General features: G+C 60.5%; 16 protein-coding genes. 12 read left to right on the top strand and 4 right to left on the bottom strand.

What is annotated here, in order from left to right; genetic code table 11:
• The first annotated feature begins 197 nt into the window (after nt 1–197).
• The 6 genes from lptC (at nt 198) to ptsN (ending at nt 5504) form a co-directional block, all read left to right on the top strand.
• Entirely contained in the window at nt 198–884 is a 687-nt protein-coding gene (gene lptC, locus ABOK31_RS00080; RefSeq protein WP_174175650.1) for an LPS export ABC transporter periplasmic protein LptC, read from the top strand.
• Nucleotides 881–1543, top strand: coding sequence for an LptA/OstA family protein (locus ABOK31_RS00075; protein ID WP_349957293.1), 663 nt, complete (start codon nt 881–883; stop codon nt 1541–1543). The genes lptC and ABOK31_RS00075 overlap by 4 nt, the downstream gene beginning before the upstream one ends.
• A 46-nt stretch (nt 1544–1589) precedes the next feature.
• Nucleotides 1590–2369 carry an LPS export ABC transporter ATP-binding protein gene (gene lptB / locus ABOK31_RS00070; protein ID WP_174176085.1) on the top strand — a complete coding sequence of 260 codons (780 nt, stop codon included), beginning with the start codon at nt 1590–1592 and terminating at the stop codon, nt 2367–2369.
• Between the two features lie 195 nt (nt 2370–2564).
• Nucleotides 2565–4124, top strand: coding sequence for an RNA polymerase factor sigma-54 (rpoN, locus tag ABOK31_RS00065; protein WP_349957292.1), 1560 nt, complete (start codon nt 2565–2567; stop codon nt 4122–4124).
• A gap of 250 nt (nt 4125–4374) precedes the next feature.
• Nucleotides 4375–4950: a ribosome-associated translation inhibitor RaiA gene (gene raiA / locus ABOK31_RS00060; RefSeq protein ID WP_075855429.1), complete on the top strand. Its 576-nt coding sequence runs from the start codon at nt 4375–4377 to the stop codon at nt 4948–4950.
• An 89-nt stretch (nt 4951–5039) separates the two neighbouring features.
• Entirely contained in the window at nt 5040–5504 is a 465-nt protein-coding gene (ptsN, locus tag ABOK31_RS00055; RefSeq protein ID WP_015338601.1) for a PTS IIA-like nitrogen regulatory protein PtsN, read from the top strand.
• A gap of 153 nt (nt 5505–5657) precedes the next feature.
• Here the strand turns inward: ptsN and grpE are convergent, their stop codons facing one another.
• Nucleotides 5658–6299: a nucleotide exchange factor GrpE gene (grpE, locus tag ABOK31_RS00050; protein ID WP_015338600.1), complete on the bottom strand. Its 642-nt coding sequence runs from the start codon at nt 6297–6299 to the stop codon at nt 5658–5660.
• A gap of 215 nt (nt 6300–6514) precedes the next feature.
• Between grpE and ABOK31_RS00045 the strand changes: the two genes are divergently transcribed.
• Complete coding sequence (locus ABOK31_RS00045) at nt 6515–6949, top strand: GFA family protein (protein WP_174175656.1); 435 nt, start codon at nt 6515–6517, stop codon at nt 6947–6949.
• A gap of 23 nt (nt 6950–6972) precedes the next feature.
• Here ABOK31_RS00045 and hrcA read toward each other — a convergent pair whose 3' ends face one another.
• Nucleotides 6973–8061, bottom strand: a complete 1089-nt coding sequence (gene hrcA, locus ABOK31_RS00040) for a heat-inducible transcriptional repressor HrcA (RefSeq protein ID WP_349957289.1) — start codon at nt 8059–8061, stop codon at nt 6973–6975.
• A 172-nt stretch (nt 8062–8233) separates the two neighbouring features.
• Here hrcA and rph point away from each other — a divergent pair, with 172 nt between their 5' ends.
• From rph to hemW, 4 genes are read left to right on the top strand one after another with little or no spacing between them, the layout of a single operon-like run.
• Nucleotides 8234–8950: a ribonuclease PH gene (gene rph / locus ABOK31_RS00035; protein ID WP_075855433.1), complete on the top strand. Its 717-nt coding sequence runs from the start codon at nt 8234–8236 to the stop codon at nt 8948–8950.
• A gap of 10 nt (nt 8951–8960) precedes the next feature.
• Nucleotides 8961–9377 carry a VOC family protein gene (locus ABOK31_RS00030; RefSeq protein ID WP_349957288.1) on the top strand — a complete coding sequence of 139 codons (417 nt, stop codon included), beginning with the start codon at nt 8961–8963 and terminating at the stop codon, nt 9375–9377.
• An 11-nt stretch (nt 9378–9388) separates the two neighbouring features.
• Complete coding sequence (gene rdgB, locus ABOK31_RS00025; protein WP_349957287.1) at nt 9389–10033, top strand: RdgB/HAM1 family non-canonical purine NTP pyrophosphatase; 645 nt, start codon at nt 9389–9391, stop codon at nt 10031–10033.
• 36 nt (nt 10034–10069) lie between these two features.
• Nucleotides 10070–11245: a radical SAM family heme chaperone HemW gene (gene hemW, locus ABOK31_RS00020; protein ID WP_174176087.1), complete on the top strand. Its 1176-nt coding sequence runs from the start codon at nt 10070–10072 to the stop codon at nt 11243–11245.
• A 106-nt stretch (nt 11246–11351) separates the two neighbouring features.
• Here the strand turns inward: hemW and ABOK31_RS00015 are convergent, their stop codons facing one another.
• Nucleotides 11352–12275 carry a DMT family transporter gene (locus ABOK31_RS00015; protein WP_349957286.1) on the bottom strand — a complete coding sequence of 308 codons (924 nt, stop codon included), beginning with the start codon at nt 12273–12275 and terminating at the stop codon, nt 11352–11354.
• Nucleotides 12276–12431: 156 nt separating this feature from the next.
• Between ABOK31_RS00015 and gcvA the strand changes: the two genes are divergently transcribed.
• Nucleotides 12432–13328, top strand: coding sequence for a transcriptional regulator GcvA (gene gcvA, locus ABOK31_RS00010; RefSeq protein ID WP_349957285.1), 897 nt, complete (start codon nt 12432–12434; stop codon nt 13326–13328).
• A gap of 88 nt (nt 13329–13416) precedes the next feature.
• Here gcvA and dnaA read toward each other — a convergent pair whose 3' ends face one another.
• The gene (gene dnaA / locus ABOK31_RS00005; RefSeq protein WP_349957284.1) at nt 13417–14967 is read right to left on the bottom strand and encodes a chromosomal replication initiator protein DnaA; all 1551 of its coding nucleotides are present in this window, start codon (nt 14965–14967) and stop codon (nt 13417–13419) included.

Here is a 14967-nt window from a genome sequence, read left to right as displayed (position 1 = left end):
GTTCATGAGATAGGACATCGCCTGACCTGATGAAACCGGCTTATGGCATATTTTTCTGCTAAAATTCGCCCACCGCAGAAAAAAATCCATATTGGCAAGCCAGTGCAATAATGCGAAACGATCCGATAGGCTTTTTGGCACAGCCTCGCATAGCGTGAGAATACGGTTCTCCGGATCATAAAAGACGGACCTGTTGCATGCTCAATACGATCGAGCCCCCCGGCGAGGCAATCCGCTCGATGCCGGAACGGAACGCGTATAAGGACGCGATCTTCCACTCTAGCCGCGTCAAGCGGCTCAAGGTGTTGCTGCCGCTCGCCGCTCTCATCGTCTCGCTCATCTTCATTGCGGTCTCGGTCATCCGCGCCTATCTGCCGGCCGATATCCAGATCGAGGGCGCCAGGATCGAGGACGGCAAGGTCGTCATGGAACGTCCTGCCATTGCCGGCCGCAACAAGGACGGCATCAATTATTCGCTGCTCGCCGAAAAGGCACTGCAGGATATCAAGAACCCGAACATGATCACGCTGAAGACCATCAAGGCTTCGATGCCGGTCAATACCGAGGTGATCGCCCATGTGACGGCCCAGAGCGCGGATTTCGATCGCCAGGCCGACACGCTGAAGCTGACCGAGCCGTTCACCGTCATTATGGACAACGGCCTGCGCGCCGAATTCAAGACCGCGTTCCTGGATGTGAAGAAGGGCGACCTTTCGAGCCAGGACGAGGTTGCTATCACCCGAGGTGGCATGTCGGTTGTTGCGCGTTCGCTCAAGATGACGGATAAGGGAAGCGTAATCGAATTCGACGGGCAGGTTCGGATGAACATCGAACCTGCCGCTCTCCATAATTCAGATAGCCAACAGAAGCCGGGCGGTTCATGATAAAGTATTGGCCTAATTCAATTTTCAATTCCGGCTTGCGCAAGGCCGGCCTTCTCTGTGCTTTTGGCGCAGTTACTTTCTTTGCCGCCGCTAATGCCGGCGCGCAATCGACGACCAGCTCGATGCCGGGTCTTGCTCTCTCCAAGGATCAGCCGATCCAGATCGAAAGCGACAAGCTCGAGATCCATGACCAGGAGAGCCAGGCCGTCTTTACCGGCAACGTCAAGGTGGTCCAGGGCACCACGACCATGCAGGCCGGCAAGATGACGGTCTTCTACAAGAAGAAGCAACCGGGCGATGCCAATGCCAAGCCGGCGGAAGAAAATCCCGTTGCCAAGGCCGCCAAGGAGCAGAACCAGTCCCTCGTTTCCGGCGATGCCAACATCGACCACATCCTGGTCACCGACAAGGTCTACCTCGTTTCCGGCACGCAGACCGCGACGGCGGAGGACGGTTCCTTCGACATGGCCAACCAGCTTGCGATCCTCAAGGGCAAGAAAGTCGTTTTGACCGACGGACCGAACGTTTTCACCGGCTGCCAGCTCACCGTGCATATGGCAACGGGCGAAGCGCAGCTGGATTCCTGTGGCGGCCGCGTCCAGATTCAGCTCGATCCGAAGTCGCAGCAAGTGCAGCAACAACAACAAAAGAAAAACTGATACCGGCCCCCTCGTGACGACATCGACAACCTCCACCTTGCCCGGCGTGCCCGGGCCGTCTTCTGCGGCATCCAGCGCACCGGCCGCGGACAAAGCGCGCTATAAGGGTACGCTGATCGCCCGTGGCCTCACCAAGACTTACGGCAGGCGCCGCGTCGTCAATGGCGTTTCGCTGGTGGTGCGCCGCGGCGAGGCAGTCGGACTGCTCGGGCCGAACGGCGCCGGCAAGACGACCTGCTTCTACATGATCACCGGACTGGTGCCGGTCGACGAGGGCACGATTGAGATCGACGGCAACAATGTTACCTCGATGCCGATGTATCGCCGCGCACGGCTTGGTGTCGGCTACCTGCCGCAGGAAGCCTCGATTTTCCGCGGCCTGACCGTGGAAGAAAACATCCGCGCCGTGCTCGAGGTCCATGAAAGGGACAAGACGAAACGGGAGCGCAAGATCGACGAATTGCTGGAAGAGTTCCACATTCGCAATCTGCGTAGCGTGCCGGCGATCGCACTTTCGGGCGGCGAACGGCGCCGCCTTGAAATCGCTCGCGCACTGGCGACCGACCCGACCTTCATGCTGCTTGACGAGCCTTTCGCCGGCGTCGACCCGATTTCGGTCGCCGACATTCAGAACCTCGTGCATCACCTGACGGCACGAGGCATCGGCGTGTTGATCACGGACCACAATGTCCGCGAGACGCTCGGCCTGATCGACCGCGCCTATATCATCCATGCAGGTGAAGTGCTGACCCACGGCCGCGCGAACGATATCGTCAGCAATCCTGAAGTACGCAAGCTGTATCTGGGTGACAATTTCAGCCTCTGATAGGCTGAAATTCCATCCTCCCATCCGCCAATATTAGCGGATGCTACCGCGTGCCGGAAATTTACTTCGGCATCACAGTTCCGCTTGACCAAATCCAATAAAAAAGCAATTTTTGGGCCAGTTGGAATTTCGCGAGAATTTTAGTGACAAAAGGCGCGGATTCCCGAGGAGTTCAAGGGGAGTCCCGCGTCCGCCATGGCATTATCGGCCAATCTTTTCCTGCGCCAAAGCCAGAGCCTGGTGATGACACCGCAACTGATGCAATCCATCCAGTTGCTGCAGATGACCCATTTCGAGCTCACTCAATTCATCGCGCAGGAAGTCGAGAAGAATCCGCTGCTGGAATTTGCGTCAAATGACGAGGATATAGGCAGCGGCGGTGATCGCGAAACCAAGGACGAACGCTTCGAGACCATGGAAGAAGCCCATGGCGAGGATGGCTCCGAACGCAATGCCGGCGACCTTGCGAGCGACTGGTACGAGAGTGACAATACCGGCAATGCCAACCGGCTGAGCGACGAGCTCGACACCAATTTCGGCGACGTCTTTCCCGATGACGGCAGCCCGCAGCGCGCCGATGCGCCGGAACTGCTCAGCCAGTGGAAATCCATGCCCGGCGGCGAGGCCGGCGAAAGCTACGATCTGGACGATTTCGTTGCCGGCCAGGTGTCGCTGCGCGATCATCTCAACGAACAAATTCCCTTCTCGCTCCCCGTCATGGGCGATCGGCTGATCGCCCAGCATCTGGTCGACCAGCTCGACGACGCCGGCTATCTGCGCGCCGAGCTTTGCGAGACGGCCGAGCGCCTCGGGGCATCACTTGCCGACGTGGAGCGCGTGCTGGAAGCACTGCAGCAGCTCGATCCGCCTGGCGTCTTTGCACGCTCTCTCAGCGAATGCTTGGCGATTCAGCTTCGGCAGAAGGATCGTTTCGATCCCGCCATGGAGCGGCTGATCGAAAATCTCGAGCTGCTTGCCCGGCGCGATTTTGCGGCGCTGAAGCGGCTCTGTGGCGTCGACGAGGAAGACCTGCTCGACATGATGGCCGAGATTCGCCAGCTCAACCCCAAGCCCGGCAGCGGTTTCGAGACCGACATATCGGAGGCCATCATGCCCGATATCGTCGTGCGCCCTTCCGCAGACGGGAGCTGGCTGGTGGAGCTCAATCCTGATGCGTTGCCGCGGGTGCTGGTGAGCCAGTCCTATTTCGCCTCCGTCTCCAAGACCAGCCAGGATCATGCCTTCCTGTCCGAATGCCTGCAGAACGCCAATTGGCTGACCCGCAGCCTGGACCAGCGCGCCAAGACGATCATGAAGGTGGCAAGCGAGATCGTGCGGCAGCAGGACGCATTCCTGCTGCATGGCGTCGACCATCTGCGGCCGCTCAATCTGAAAACCGTGGCGGATGCGATCAAGATGCATGAGTCGACCGTCAGCCGCGTGACCTCGAATAAATACATGCTGACGCCGCGCGGGCTGTTCGAGCTCAAATATTTCTTCACGGTTTCGATTGGTGCCGTCGAGGGCGGAGACAGCCATTCCGCCGAAGCCGTGCGCCACAAGATCCGTCTGCTGATCTCGAACGAGAGCCCGGATGCGGTTCTGTCCGACGACGATATCGTCGATACGCTGAAGAAGGGCGGGATCGAGCTTGCTCGCCGCACGGTTGCAAAATACCGTGAAGCCATGAACATCCCCTCCTCCGTGCAACGACGCCGGGAGAAGCGGGCTCTGGCCAAAGTTTCCGGTTTCTGACAGCGGACAGACATCAACCTCAGGCTGCCGAACTCCTAACAGTCGGTTAAGACGCAGTTGACTTTCGCATGAGGCAGGGCTAGAAGCCCGCCGCAATCGCTGCAGGACAGCACGACCATGAAACTTATCCCCACCATCCAAAAGGCGGTCGATATACGCAATTTGCCTTTGACTGCGTGAAGTGCTTGGATGAGCTTGAGGCTTGGCGTAAACTGATACGCGCAATAACCACTACAAGAAGGGAAACTCCATGAGTGTGCGTGTCTCCGGTAAACATATGGAAATTGGTGACTCCTTCCGCCAGCGGATAGAAGACCAGATCGGTATGGCCGTGACCAAATACTTCGACGGGGGGTATTCAGGTCAGGTAACTGTACACAAGTCCAGTTCGCGCTTCGCGGCCGATTGCAAGCTTCATCTCGATAGCGGCGTGGTATTGCATGCTGCCGGCGAAGCCATGGACCCGCAGCTTGCTTTCGATGCAGCGTCCGAGCGCATCGAAAAGCGTCTGCGCCGCTACAAACGCAAACTCAAGGACCATCAGGCCGGCAACCATGTGAACGGGCAGGCGGAAGTCGCCTATACCGTCATGGACGGCGTTCCGGATGACGACGAGGAAATTCCTGCCGATTTCGCGCCGGCGATCGTCGCCGAAAGCACGAAGCAATTGAAGACCATGTCGGTCGCGACTGCCGTGATGGCACTCGACATGACCGACGAGCCGTTGCTGCTCTTCCGCAGCCCCGGCAACGAACACTTGAACATCGTCTACCGCCGTCAGGACGGTAACATTGGCTGGATCGACGCAGCCAATATCAAAGGCTGAGAATAGAAGATAAGCGGCGGCTGCGCATCATCGCAGCTGGCCGCCGCTTGCCCGTCATCGGCTCTCGGCGCTACGCAAGGATAAAGAGAATGGCATTGGCAGATTTGCTACAGCAAGATGCGATCATCCCCGCCTTGAAGGCAAATTCCAAAAAACAACTGCTTCAGGAGTTGGCCGCCAAAGCCTCCAAGCTGACCGGATTGCCCGAACGTGAAATCTTCGACGTCGTGTTGCAGCGTGAGCGCCTGGGCTCCACCGGCGTCGGTAATGGCATCGCCATTCCGCACGGCAAGCTTGCCAGCATCAAGTCCATCGCCGGCATTTTCGCGCGCCTTGAAGCGCCTGTCGATTTCGAGGCGCTGGACGACCAGCCCGTCGATCTCGTCTTCCTGCTGCTCGCGCCCGAAGGCGCAGGCGCAGACCACCTGAAGGCACTCTCCCGCATCGCCCGCGTTTTGCGAGACCAGGATCTGGTCGCGAAGCTGCGCGCCACCGATTCCGCCTCCGCCATTTACGCATTCCTCAACGAAGAACAGGCATCGAACGCTGCCTAAAGCCCGTCGGTATCGCAAGACCGCTGCACACGTTTGCGCGACATGCTTTGACCGATTGGCTTTGACGGATTGGATTGCATCGGACCAAGGCAAAAATAAGAGCCGGATGATCTGAAATCATCCGGCTCTTATTTTTGCGGTGCCTGAAAAGGATCAGGCGTCTTTTTCGTCCAGCGGGCTGTTGGCGCCCTGCTCGGCATTTTCCACGATCTTCGGGCCGCCCTTGGCAACACCGACCATGGCCGGGCGCAGAACGCGGTCACCAATGGCGAAACCTGCCTGCACCACCTGCACGACCGTGTTGTTCGGCACCTCGGGATTGGGCACTTCGAACATGGCCTGGTGGAAATTGGGATCGAATTTCTGTCCAATTGGTTCGAGCTGGCGCACGCCATGGCGCTCGAGAGCCGACAGCATGGAACGCTCGGTCATCTCGACGCCTTCGATCAGCGTCTTCAGGCCGGCATCGGCGCCGGCGCGTGCTTCAGCCGGAATGGCATCCAGCGTGCGGCGCAGATTGTCCGCCACCGAGAGCATGTCGCGGGCAAAGCTTGCCACGGAATAGGACTTTGCATCCTTCACATCGCGCTCGGTGCGGCGACGGAGGTTGTCCATCTCGGCAGCGAGGCGAAGATAGCGATCGCGCAGTTCGCCGTTTTCGGCCTTCAGCAGCTCAACCGGATCTGGCTGAGACGGCTCGGCCGCATCCACGGTTTCCGCTGCATCCTGCGCGAAATCCGCTGACGTGTCGGCCGCCGTGGCGTCAGGTCCGGTTTTTGTTGTTTCGTCGGTCATGACGGTCTCCGAATTGCTTGGTCTTTGGATGTGCCCGATATCGAGGTTTGATCGGAAAAAATCAAGGCTTTGTCGAGAAGAACAGCCAATTCGCGGCTTTACGGCGGTGGCAATACCTCGCCCCGCTCCTGGCTACCGCTTATGACGTCGACTGTTCAGCCCTCCCTACCAGTGGTATGCTGAAATGCATCTCAGCACAGCGTGGGGTGACATCAATGTCTAATGGCAAATCCCTTTCAGGCAAGTGTTTCTGTGGCGCAGTGGAAATTACTGTTGATGGCGAGCCAATGGCGATGGGTTACTGTCATTGCGACTCCTGTCGGGAATGGTCGGCGGGACCGGTCAATGCCTTCTCGCTCTGGCCGCCGGAAGCCGTTCACGTCACCAGGGGCTCGGACAAGATCGGCAGCTATCAAAAGACCGAGAAGAGCGTGCGCAAGTGGTGCACGGTCTGCGGCGGTCATCTGCTGACCGAGCATCCGCCGTGGGGCGTCACCGATGTCTACGCCGCCGTCCTGCCCGACCTCGATTTTCAGCCTGTCGTACACGTCAACTACGAGACGACCGTGCTGCACCTGAGCGACGGACTGCCGAAACAGAAGGATTTTCCGGCTGAGATGGGCGGATCGGGAGTCCTGCTTCCCGATTGACCGCACCGGCTAAGATCTTCTCGTCACATCCCCGGCCGCGTCAGCCGCGAGATCAGCTGGGCCGTGTAATCGACCATGGGCACGATGCGCGCATAATTCAGCCGTGTCGGGCCGATGACGCCGACGGCACCAACGATGCGATCGTCCTCGTCGCGATAGGGCGCCACGATCAACGAGGAACCGGACAGCGAGAAGAGCTTGTTTTCCGAGCCGATGAAGATGCGCACGCCTGGTCCGCTTTCAGCGAGATTGAGGATCTCGATCAGGCTGTCCTTCTTCTCCAGATCGTCGAAGAGTAGGCGCAGACGGTCCAGATCCTCCGCACCGCCGATTTCGGCGAGCAGATTGGAGTGACCTCGAACGATAAGCTGTGTCGGCTTGCCGTCGTCATCGCCGCCGGACCAGACGGCAATGCCACGCTCAACCAGCTGATGCGAGAGGCTATCCAGCTCCTGGCGCACGCTTTCCTTGAGACTTTGCAACTGCCGCCGCAGTTCCGGCATCGTCTGGCCGGTCATATGGGCGTTGAGGAAATTGGCGGCTTCCGTCAGCTGTGACGATGTGGTGCCGGCCGGGAGCTCGATGATCCGGTTTTCGACCTGATCGTGATCGCCGACGAGCACGGCGAGCGCCTTGGTCGGCTCCAGCCGGATGAACTCCACATGCTTGAGAACCGGATCGCTCTTGGAGGTGATGACGAGCCCGGCACCGCGCGAAATGCCCGACAGCACCCGGCTTGCCTCCGACATCATCGATTCCACTGGCTGGTCGCGATTGCTGCCGCGCACCTGCCGATCGATATTGGCGCGGTCTTCGGCAGAGAGATCGCCGACCTGCATGAAAGCATCGACAAAGAAGCGCAAGCCTACCTGGGTCGGCAACCGGCCGGCGCTCACATGCGGCGAATAGATAAGCCCCAGCTCTTCCAGATCGCTCATGACATTGCGCACCGAGGCCGGCGACAAGGACATGGGCAACAGGCGCGAGAGATTGCGCGAACCCAATGGCTCGCCGCTTTCCAGGTAGCCTTCGACGATGCGGCGGAAGATTTCCTTGGAGCGTTCGTCCAGTGCAGCAATGACATCCGAGACCGACGATGTCGTGAATACCATTTCGCTGTCAGATCCATTCCGTTGAGCCTTAGCCAAAATATAATCATTCAGTTAGCAATGGCAAAAGGGAAAAATGTCGCCATGGCCGCCGAGGGGCTTTGCAGCCTGCTTTTCCTTTGCAAAAGCGGCCTGTGGGTCGTAGAAGCGGTCAACGAACATTCAGGAGAGTGGAATGCGGCCTTCAGGCAGAAAAACCGACCAGATGCGCAAGGTGTCGTTCGAGCGCAATTTTTCCAAGCACGCGGAAGGCTCCTGCCTGGTGAAATTCGGCGATACGCATGTGCTCTGCACGGCAAGCCTGGAAGACAAGACGCCGCCATGGCTGCGCAACAGCGGCAAGGGCTGGGTCACGGCCGAATACGGCATGCTGCCGCGCGCGACCGGCGAGCGCATGAAGCGCGAAGCTGCCGCCGGCAAGCAGGGCGGCCGCACGCAGGAAATCCAGCGCCTCATCGGCCGGTCGCTGCGCGCCGTCGTCGACCTCAAGGAATTGGGCGAGCGCCAGATCACCGTCGACTGCGACGTCATCCAGGCCGATGGCGGCACGCGCACGGCCTCGATCACCGGCGGCTGGATCGCGCTTTACGACTGCCTGAAGTGGATGGAAAGCCGCAACATGGTCAAGGTCGAGCGCGTGCTGAAGGATCACATCGCCGCCATCTCCTGCGGTATCTTCGCCAACCAGCCTGTTATCGATCTCGACTACCTTGAGGATTCCTCGGCCGAAACCGACGCCAATTTCGTCATGACGGGCAAGGGCGGCATCGTCGAGATTCAGGGAACGGCTGAAGGCGCCCCCTTCAGCGAAGAGGAATTCGCCACGCTGATGCATCTCGCCAAGAACGGCATCGCCGAGCTGGTGGAGCTGCAGAAGCAGGCTATCGCCTGAGGATATTTGAATGGCTGACCCGGCCCTCGCAGGCGTCCTTGAAACCGCGCTCTATGCGGACGATCTCGATGCGGCCGAGGCCTTCTATGGCGGCATACTCGGGTTGCAGAAGATTTCGCGTGGCGGCAACCGCCATGTCTTCTATCGCTGCGGGCCGGGCGTGCTTCTGATCTTCAACAGCGACGAAACCGTCAAGCCGCATGAGCCGGGTGCCCTGCCCGTGCCGCCGCATGGCACGAAGGGGCAGGGGCATGTCTGCTTCCGCGTCGATGGCAACGAGATCGAAACCATGGCGCAGAAGCTGAAGGTTGCCTGCGTCGATATCGAAGCCGATTTTCACTGGCCGAATGGCGGCCGATCGATCTATTTCCGCGATCCGGCCGGTAACAGCCTGGAATGCGCCGAACCCCGTATCTGGGGCCTATGACAGGACAGCACATGCGCAAGCTCGATACGAAGACCATCGTCGTTGCCAGCCACAATGCCGGCAAGATCCAGGAAATTCGCGATCTGATAGGCCCGCTCGGCTTTGCTGCCAAGTCTGCCGCAGATCTCAACTTCATCGAGCCGGACGAGACGGGCACGACTTTCGAGGAAAATGCGACGATCAAGGCGCTTGCCTCCGCCAATGCCTCCGGCCTGCCGGCTCTGTCAGACGATTCCGGCCTGGTCATCGATGCGCTCGGCGGCGATCCTGGCGTCTATACCGCCAACTGGGCTGAAACGGCCGACGGCACGCGCGACTTCGCCATGGCGATGCAGAAGGTCGAGACCGCCCTGGAAAAGGTTGGCGCCACGTCGCCGCAGAACCGCACGGCCCGCTTCGTCAGTGTGCTCTGCCTTGCCTGGCCGGACGGGCATACCGAGCTTTTCCGCGGTGAAGTCGAAGGCACCGTCGTCTGGCCGCCGCGCGGCAGCCAAGGCTTCGGCTACGATCCTGTCTTCCAGCCGCAGGGGTACGAGACCACGTTCGGCGAAATGAGCGCCGAACAGAAGCATGGCTGGAAGCCAGGCGACGAGCAGGCGCTTTCGCATCGTGCCCGCGCCTTCAAGATCTTTGTCGAAACCTGCCTGGAGGCATAAGCTAACCCCGTGGAAGTCGTAGATACCGAGGATCTGATGCGCGGGGCGCAATTGCTGCCCGATACCGGCGAACCCGGTTTCGGCGTCTATGTGCATTGGCCCTTCTGCGCAGCCAAGTGTCCCTACTGCGATTTCAACAGCCATGTCCGCCATCAGCCTGTCGATCAGGAGCGTTTCGCCGCCGCCTTTTTGAAGGAAATGGCGACGATGCGGATGATCAGCGGCCCGAAGACCGTGACCAGCGTCTTCCTCGGCGGCGGCACGCCTTCGCTGATGAAGCCGGAGACAGTCGGCGCGATCCTCGACGGCATTGCCAAGACCTGGCATGTGCCCGACGGTATCGAGATCACCATGGAGGCCAATCCGTCCAGCGTCGAGGCGGAACGCTTTCGCGGCTATCGCGCCGCCGGGGTCAACCGCGTGTCGATGGGCGTGCAGGCGCTGAACGACCGTGACCTGAAGTTCCTCGGCCGCCTGCACGATGTCGCCGACGCACTGAAGGCCATCAAACTGGCGCGCGAAATCTTCCCGCGCATGTCCTTCGATCTCATCTATGCCCGCCCGAACCAGACGGTCGAGGAATGGGAACGCGAGCTGAGGCAAGCGATCTCCTATGCAGTCGACCATCTCTCGCTCTACCAGCTGACGATCGAGGAAGGCACGCCCTTCTACGGCCTGCACAAGGCCGGAAAGCTGATCGTACCTGATGGCGATCAATCGGCGCTGCTCTATGAGGCGACACAAGAGCTCACCGAGCGCGAAGGCATGCCAGCCTATGAGGTCTCCAATCACGCGCGGCCCGGCGCCGAAAGCCGGCATAACCTCACCTACTGGCGCTATGGCGACTATGCAGGGATCGGCCCCGGCGCCCATGGCCGCCTGACTCGCGGCCCGCAGAAGCTCGCGACGGCGACGGAGCGCAAGCCGGAAAGCTGGCTTGAGATGGTCGAGCGCGATGGTCACGGCATGGTCGACCAGGAAATGCTTGGGTTCGATGAGCAGGCCGACGAATTGCTGCTGATGGGCCTGCGGCTGCGGGAAGGCGTCGATCTCGCCCGCTGGCAGCAGCTTTCCGGCCGCGACCCGGATCCGCAGCGCGAGGCGTTTTTACTGGAACACGGTTTCATAGAGCGAATTGGCAATTCCCGCCTGCGCTGCACGCCGGCGGGAATGCTGGTTCTCGACTCGGTCGTCGCCGATCTCGCTTGTTAATCACCTTCCCCTTGAAGGGGAGATCGCCGCGAAGCGGCGGGTGGGGGTGACCTCCGTGGGTACACTATGATGTCTCGGGTAATACCGAGATCACCCCACCCCGGCACTACGTGCCGACCCTCTCCCTCGAGGGGAGGGTGAAGAGACGTCCATCGATTGCCGCAAGGCCGACCGCGATCAGCGCCATGCCGATGAAATGCTTCGGCTGCAGGCTCTCGCCAAGGATGAGCGCACCCAGCAGGATCGCGCTGACGGGGATGAGGAAGGTCACCAGCATCAGGTTGGTGGCGCCGGCCGTCGCAAGGATGCGGAAGAACAGCACATAGGCGATGGCGGTCGACAGGAGCGCCAGACCGGCGAGCGCCAGCCAGGCCTCGGTCGAGGGCATTGCCAGCGTCCAGGGACGGTCGACGAAGAGCGCGATCGGCAGAAGCAGTATCGCCGAGCCCGTCACCTGACCGGCGGCAGGAATGATCGGCGCCAGGCCCATGCGGCGGAAACGGCGGCCGAATATGCCGGCCAGCGAATAGGTGAAAGCCGCGCCCAGAACGGCGAGCTGCGCCAGCACGTTGGAACCGAGGCTTGCAAGCACCGAAGGGCCGATCATCAGGGCGACGCCGGCAAAGCCGACGATGACGCCGATCAGGCGATTGCCGGTCATCTTCTCATCCTGTGTCAGAAAATGCGCGACGACGACGGCAAAGAGCGGCGTGGTGGCATTGAGGATCGAGGCAAGGCCGCTCGCAATATGCGTCTGGCCCCAGACGATCAACAGGAACGGAATGACATTGTTGAGGAAGCCCATGGCGAAGAAGGCAAGCCAGGTTTTGCGGTCTCTCGGCATGGACTGCCCGGTGGCACGCACAATGACATGCAGGGCAATAGCGGCGATCGCGACACGCGCGGCGACGATGGTGAAGGGCGGAAGTTCGCGCACCAGAATGCCGTTGAACAGGAAAGAGCCACCCCAAAGAATGGACAGACCCACCAGCATGCCCCACTCGACCGCGCCCATGGATTTCTGTGACATGAGATCATCTCCAGCATCTTGCTGATTGAGTTTTACTTACTGATGGTGTGACGCGAGATCATTGCCATCAATCAGATTTATTGCAATAATCTCGCGATATCGAGGCTCTGGCAAACGAGTCTTTTTCGGATCATGATTTAGCTGAACTCAATCATCATGGATCAACTGCCATCCCTTTCGGCGCTGCGCGCCTTCGAAGCCTCCGCCCGGCACCTCAGCATGACGCTGGCGGCAAACGAGCTGCATGTGACGCCAGGCGCGATCAGCCTGCAGATCCGCGACCTCGAAAGCGCGCTTGGCGTGCGCCTTTTCGAGCGGCGCGCCCGCAGCCTTGCGCTAACGACAGATGGGGCCGAATATTTCGCGACGATGCGAACGGCCTTCCGCCTTATCCGCGAGGCGACAGCTACACTGGCGATGCGCTCCAAGGATACGGTGCTGACCCTTACCTGCACGGCCGGCTTTGCCACGCATTGGCTGGTGCCGCGGCTGCGACGCTTTGAGGAGGCGCATCCCGATATCGATCTGCGCATCAGCGCGTCCTATCGCATGATGGATTTCCAGCGGGATGGGATCGACATTGCCATTCGCCACGGCCTCGGCGGCTACGAGGGGCTGGCAAGCGAGAGATTTCTCGATGACGAATATGTTCCGGTCTGTACGCCGGAGATGGCGTCAGCACTCGGCCCCTCCCCTGCGGTCGACGATCTCGCCACCCTGACGTTGATCCACGATGTCTATCGGCGCGACTGGGAGCTCTGGCTGCGGGCCGTCGGGGCAACGCGGGTGGACGCCATGCACGGGCCGGTCTTCACCGACGGCATGGGCGCCTACCACGCCATGAAAGCTGGGCTCGGCGTCGCACTGATGCGCCGCTCCTTTGTCGAGCAGGAACTGGCTGACGGCACGCTCGTTGCGCCCTTCCCGACCGGATTTGCGAGCGCACTCGCCTACCATCTCGTTTATCAGCCGGGTGCGCTGGAAAGGCCGGCGATCGTGGCGCTGCGGGCCTGGCTGTTTTCCGAGGTCTCGCGCACCACGCCGCCGGCATAGGCGTACTTTGTCTCGGATTATTATCCCAAAAGGAAACGGCCGGCGATCAAGCCGGCCGTAAACTATGTAGTGAAGCCGATCGCTCGGTCTATTCGTTGATGAGGCGCTTCAGCAGCTCAATCTCATGCGACAGCTTGCTATCGCCGGAAATCAGCTCCTCGATCTTGCGCACGGCATGCAGGACCGTGGTGTGATCGCGACCACCGAAACGACGACCGATCTCCGGGAAGGAGCGCGGCGTCAGCGTCTTCGACAGATACATGGCGATCTGGCGCGGCTTGACGATGACGCGTGTGCGGCGGTTCGAGACGAGTTCCTGACGCGAGACATTGTAGTGACGTGCGACGATGCGCTGGATGTCCTCGATGCGGACACGGCGCGGTTCGCCGGAGCCAACCAGATGCGCCAGCAGCTCGTCGACACGCTCGACCGTCAGGTTCGGCTCGAACGAACGGCGGAAGATGAGCTGGTTGAAGGCTCCTTCCAGCTCGCGGCCGCTGGCGGTCACGTTGCGGGCGACATGCGAGAGGATCTCGGCCGGGATTTCCAGCGACGGATCGTCCTGACGGGCAGCATCCAGACGGCGCTTGAGGATCTCAAGGCGCATTTCATAGTCCGGTGCCTCGACTTCGATCGCCACGCCGCCCTGCAGGCGCGAACGCACGCGCGGGTCGAGCGATTCCAGCTCCCAGGGAGCACGATCGGCAGCGACGACGACCTGCTTGGCGCTGTCGAGCAGCATGTTCAAGAGGTGGCAGAACTCGTGCTGGATCATCTTGCCCTGCAGGAACTGCATGTCATCGATGATGAGCAGGTCGATATTGCGCAGCGAGTCCTTCAGCGTCAGTGCGTCATTGTCGCGGATCGCGGTTGCGAAACGCCACATGAAATATTCCGCCGTCAGATACACGACGCGCAGGCCGCGCGGGTTCTGCACAGCTGCATTGGCGATCGCCTGCAGCAGATGCGTCTTGCCGAGGCCGACCGTCGCATGAACGAAGAGCGGGTTGAAGCGCACGGCACCGGAGCCGGCTTCAGCGATGGTCTTCGCCGCTGCCAGGCTGACACGGTTCGAGCTACCTTCGACGAAAGTATCGAAGGTGAAGCGGGAATCGAGCGGAGAGCCGAACAGCGGCGTACCTGCCGTTGCAGGCCGTGCAGCCGTAGCTGCACTCACGGCCTGGGCAACAACCTGGCCCGCCGGCTGGGCGACGGCGCGACGGATCGGCGCGACAGCCGCTTGATCCGGAACCGCCGCCTGCTCATCGGCGCATGGCTTCGCGCTCTGCCGGGTCGCGGTGCGCACCAGAATTTCGACTTTGAGAATCTCGGCATCTTCCGCCTGGAACAGGCTGGTGATCAGGTCGAGATAGCGATTGTTGATCCAGGACTTCAGAAAAGTCGTCGGGACCGTGAGACGAACGACGCTCTTCGATACCGAATGAAGCTTGAGCCGCGCAAACCAGCTGGCATAGACATCGGGTCCGACCTGAGCCTTCAAGCGCGCGCTGACGCGCTCGAACAAATTGCTTTGCGCCACGTCACCCTTTTCCCCCGCCGCTTCTAAGCAAACCGCACCGAACGCCTGCGCATTGTCCCCATTTTCCAACGCACCCGTCGTCCTCGTATGTATCTGCAT

The sequence above is a fragment of the Rhizobium sp. ZPR4 genome (assembly GCF_040215725.1).
Lineage (GTDB): Bacteria > Pseudomonadota > Alphaproteobacteria > Rhizobiales > Rhizobiaceae > Rhizobium > Rhizobium rhizogenes_D.
The sequence above is the reverse complement of the archived record's forward strand: the minus strand, read 5'-3'. Positions and strand labels throughout refer to the sequence as shown.

Coding starts and splice junctions, on each gene's coding strand:
- ABOK31_RS00075 (WP_349957293.1), top strand. CDS start 881: ATGATAAAGTATTGGCCTAATTCAATTTTCAATTCCGGCTTGCGCAAG.
- gcvA (WP_349957285.1), top strand. CDS start 12,432: ATGGATCAACTGCCATCCCTTTCGGCGCTGCGCGCCTTCGAAGCCTCC.
- raiA (WP_075855429.1), top strand. CDS start 4,375: ATGAGTGTGCGTGTCTCCGGTAAACATATGGAAATTGGTGACTCCTTC.
- dnaA (WP_349957284.1), bottom strand. CDS start 14,967: ATGCAGATACATACGAGGACGACGGGTGCGTTGGAAAATGGGGACAAT.
- lptC (WP_174175650.1), top strand. CDS start 198: ATGCTCAATACGATCGAGCCCCCCGGCGAGGCAATCCGCTCGATGCCG.
- hrcA (WP_349957289.1), bottom strand. CDS start 8,061: ATGGTATTCACGACATCGTCGGTCTCGGATGTCATTGCTGCACTGGAC.
- ABOK31_RS00015 (WP_349957286.1), bottom strand. CDS start 12,275: ATGTCACAGAAATCCATGGGCGCGGTCGAGTGGGGCATGCTGGTGGGT.
- hemW (WP_174176087.1), top strand. CDS start 10,070: ATGCGCGGGGCGCAATTGCTGCCCGATACCGGCGAACCCGGTTTCGGC.
- ABOK31_RS00030 (WP_349957288.1), top strand. CDS start 8,961: ATGGCTGACCCGGCCCTCGCAGGCGTCCTTGAAACCGCGCTCTATGCG.
- ABOK31_RS00045 (WP_174175656.1), top strand. CDS start 6,515: ATGTCTAATGGCAAATCCCTTTCAGGCAAGTGTTTCTGTGGCGCAGTG.
- rdgB (WP_349957287.1), top strand. CDS start 9,389: ATGCGCAAGCTCGATACGAAGACCATCGTCGTTGCCAGCCACAATGCC.
- grpE (WP_015338600.1), bottom strand. CDS start 6,299: ATGACCGACGAAACAACAAAAACCGGACCTGACGCCACGGCGGCCGAC.
- rph (WP_075855433.1), top strand. CDS start 8,234: ATGCGGCCTTCAGGCAGAAAAACCGACCAGATGCGCAAGGTGTCGTTC.
- rpoN (WP_349957292.1), top strand. CDS start 2,565: ATGGCATTATCGGCCAATCTTTTCCTGCGCCAAAGCCAGAGCCTGGTG.
- ptsN (WP_015338601.1), top strand. CDS start 5,040: ATGGCATTGGCAGATTTGCTACAGCAAGATGCGATCATCCCCGCCTTG.